General features: G+C 73.6%; 2 protein-coding genes. One reads left to right on the plus strand and one right to left on the minus strand.

Features of this window, described 5'->3' with window-relative positions; genetic code table 11:
- The coding region (locus JWR86_RS13780) for a protein-disulfide reductase DsbD domain-containing protein (protein ID WP_299566585.1) at positions 1-1,761 on the minus strand (1,761 nt) is incomplete at its 3' end.
- Positions 1,762-1,894: 133 nt separating this feature from the next.
- On the opposite strand from JWR86_RS13780, the gene JWR86_RS13785 reads away from it, so the two are divergent.
- On the plus strand, positions 1,895-3,490 hold a 1,596-nt coding region (locus JWR86_RS13785; protein WP_299566587.1), incomplete at its 3' end, for a methylmalonyl-CoA mutase subunit beta.

A 3,490-nucleotide genomic window follows, 5' to 3' on the forward strand; every position in this document is an offset into this window, starting at 1 on the left:
GATGAACACCAGCCCGGCAAGGGAGGCCAGCGCGGCCGCCTGCCCGCTTCGCCGGCCCGGCGCGCTGCCGGACAGCGCGGCGGCCCGCCACGCCCACACCCCGAATCCGACGAGCACAAGCCCGAGCAGCACCGCGAACAGGCCCGCCGGGCCGACCTGCTGCGACACCACGAAAACCAGCCAGGCCACCGTGGCATAGAGCGGAAACGCGAGGATCTGCTTCAGGATCTCCATCCAGCGGCCCGGCCGCGGCAGGCGGGACACGAGCCCGGGCCAGAAGGTCAGGATCGCGAAGGGCCCCGCGAGGCCGAGGCCAAGCGCCGTGAACACGGTCAGCGCCACGGCTGCTGGCGCGGTCAGCGCGAAGCCGACGGCCGCCCCCATGAAGGGTGCCGTGCAGGGCGTCGCCACCACGGCCGCCAACACGCCCGTCAGAAAGGATCCGCCCGGGCCCGCCCGGTGCGCGACCCCGCCCGCCCGCGCCGCGATCCCGGTCCCGAACTGGGCCGCCCCCGACAGGCTGAGCCCCATCGCGAAGAGCAGGAAGGCGAGCCCTGCGACCACCGTCGGCGACTGGAGCTGGAAGCCCCAGCCGATCTCGGCCCCACCCGCCCGGACAGCCAGCAGGATCCCGGCGAGGGCCAGAAAGCTCCCCACCACGCCCGCCGTGTAGGCGAGGCCGCCGATCCGGATGGCGGCCCGCGACTGGCCGGAATGGTTCACGAGGCTGAGGATCTTGATGGACAGCACCGGAAAGACGCAGGGCATCAGGTTCAGCAGGAGGCCGCCCAGAAGCGCCCAGAGCGCCGCCTGGAGCACCGCGCCGGCAGACACCTCGGCGAGCGGCAGCCCGGCCGGCGCCGCAGCTCCACTGGGCGGGAAGCCGGCCACCGGCTCCGGCATGCGGCCGATCTGGAAGGCGTGCCGGGCGGGGCCGCTCTCCAGCCGCTCCTCCAGCATCAGCACGCCCGGAAGCTCGGAGGGCGGCGCACCGGTGGCGAGCGCGCTCGGGGTCAGCAGCAGCGACAACCCCTGCCCGTCCACCGTCAGCGGCTGCGGGGCCGCGTGCTCGATCGCGGTTCCCGAACCCGGAAAGAAGTAGGCGCCCGTCAGCGTCTCCGGCTTGAGGCCGGCCGCCTCGACGCGCAGGCGCAGCTTGCCGTCCTGCGGCTCGATCCGGGACGGCCAGGGCGTCGGCTGCGGCAGGCTCGCCCGGGCCGCCTCGAAGATGTAGCGCGTGGCGGGATCGGGCCCGGCATCGTCCGCTGACGCGGTGGACGGGAGCGAGGTCGAGAGCGCCGCCTCCCCCGGAATGCATTCCCGCTCGCAGACGAGGTAGCTCACATCCGCCTTGAGCCGGACCGTGCGGCCCGCCGGAAGCTCCGCGGGCGGCGTGATCTCGACCAGGAGCGCGGTCTCGTTCTCGTAGCCGTAATTGACCAGGTGGCCGACCGGGATGCGGCTCGGTGCAGGCCACTGGATCGGCCCGGCCTGGAAGCCGGCCGGCAGGGTCCAGCGGATCTCGGTGGGCAGCCCCGAATCGCCCGGATTGGCCCAGTAGGTGTGCCAGCGCTCCTCCATCTGCAGCCGCACGGCCACGGTGAAGGGCTGGCCCGCCCGCACGGCGCGCAGCTCGCCCACGAGTTCCGCGCGGACCAGATCGGCTGCCTTCGGGGCGGCTGTTGCGGGCCCCGCAGCGAGCGCGCCGAGCGTGGCGACAGCTGCGGCCAGCCTCCGGAATACAAGCAGCCCGAAGTTCATCCGGCCGGAATGACACGTCAGGGTGCAGGAATCATGGCGTTCTTCGGGATCGCGCCCCTGATGTGGCCGTTGAGTTCCGCTCGTGCCCGCGATAGGCCGGTCGCACCCCCCACCTCGTGATCGCGCCGGGAGCATGAACGACCTCACTCTCGCCTCCGAATTCCCGCCCGCCACCCGCGAAGGCTGGGAAGCGGCTGTGGCCCGTGTCCTGAAAGGCGCGGATTTCGAGAAGAGGCTCGTGTCCCGCACCGCCGACGGCCTGCGTATTGAGCCAATCTACGCCAAGGCCGAGGCCCGGCATACCGGACGTCCCCGCCCGGCCGCGCCGTGGCGCGTGGCCGCGCGGGTCGACCATCCGGACCCGGCGGAGGCGAACGCGCTGGCGCTGCTGGACGTCGAGGGCGGCGCCGACAGCCTCACGGTGGTGACCTCCGGGGCCGCCACGGCGCGTGGCTTCGGGCTGCGGCTTTCCGAGGTGACGGCGCTCGACGCGGCGCTCGCCGGAATCATGCTCGACATGGTCGCCCTGCGGCTCGAGGCGGGGCCGGACGCCGCGCAGGCGGCATCGCTCGTCGCGGACCTCGCCAGCCGGCGCGGGCACGATCTCGCCGATCTCGATCTCGATCTGGGCGTCGATCCGATTGGCACCGCAGCCCGGCTCGGGCGATGGAGGCTGCCCTGGGACGAGGCCGCCTCCCTCCTGACCCGGCAACTCGCCGAGCTCACCGGACGGGGTTTTCGCGGAAAGCTCGTCGCCGTGGACAGCCGGCCCTATCACGAAGCCGGTGCGACCGAGGCGCAGGAACTCGCCGCGGCGTTGTCGACCGGGGTGGCCTATTTGCGCGCCTTCGAGGCCGGCGGGCAGGAACTGGCACAGGCCCGCGCGGGCCTGTCCTTCACCCTCGTGGCCGATGCCGACCAGTTCCTGACCGTCGCCAAGGTGCGGGCGCTGCGCCGCCTCTGGGCCCAGGTCGAAACGGCCTGCGGGCTGCAGCCGGAGCCGATCCGGCTCCATGTCGAGACGGCGTGGCGCATGACCACGCGCCGTGACCCCTGGGTGAACCTGCTGCGCGGCACCATGGCGTGTTTCTCGGCCGGGATCGGCGGGGCGGACATCGTCACCGTGCTGCCGTTCACGGCCGCGCTCGGGCTTCCGGACGGCTTCGCGCGGCGGCTCGCGCGCAACACGCAGCTCGTTCTGCTGGAGGAATCCAACCTCTGGCGCGTGGCCGATCCGGTTGCCGGCTCCGGGGCCTTCGAGAGCCTGACCGACGAGCTGGCCCGCGAGGCGTGGGCGCGGTTTGGCGAGATCGAGCGCGAGGGCGGCATCGTGGCCAGCCTGTCCGCCGGGCAGGTTCAGGGCCGCATCGCCGAGGCCCGCCGGCGGCGGGACCGCGCGGTCGCCACCCGGCGCGAGCCGATCACCGGCACGAGTGAATTCCCGGAGCTGCGTGAAGCGCCGGTCGCCGTGCTGATGCCGCCCCCGGATGCCCCTGTCCCGCACGAGGACGGGGCCATGACCGCCCTTCCGTCGCGCCGCCTCGCGGAAGGCTATGAGCGGCTGCGCGACCGATCGGACGCCCTGCAGGGGCGCGAGGGTCGCCGGCCCCGCATCGTGCTGGCGCAACTCGGCCCCGTCGCGGCTCACACGGCGCGGTCCACCTTCGCCCGCAACGCCTTCGAGGCGGTCGGCATCGAGGCCCTGCCCGTCCTGGCCGCGCCCGGTGGC

This window comes from Enterovirga sp. (genome assembly GCF_028290205.1).
GTDB lineage: Bacteria > Pseudomonadota > Alphaproteobacteria > Rhizobiales > Beijerinckiaceae > Enterovirga.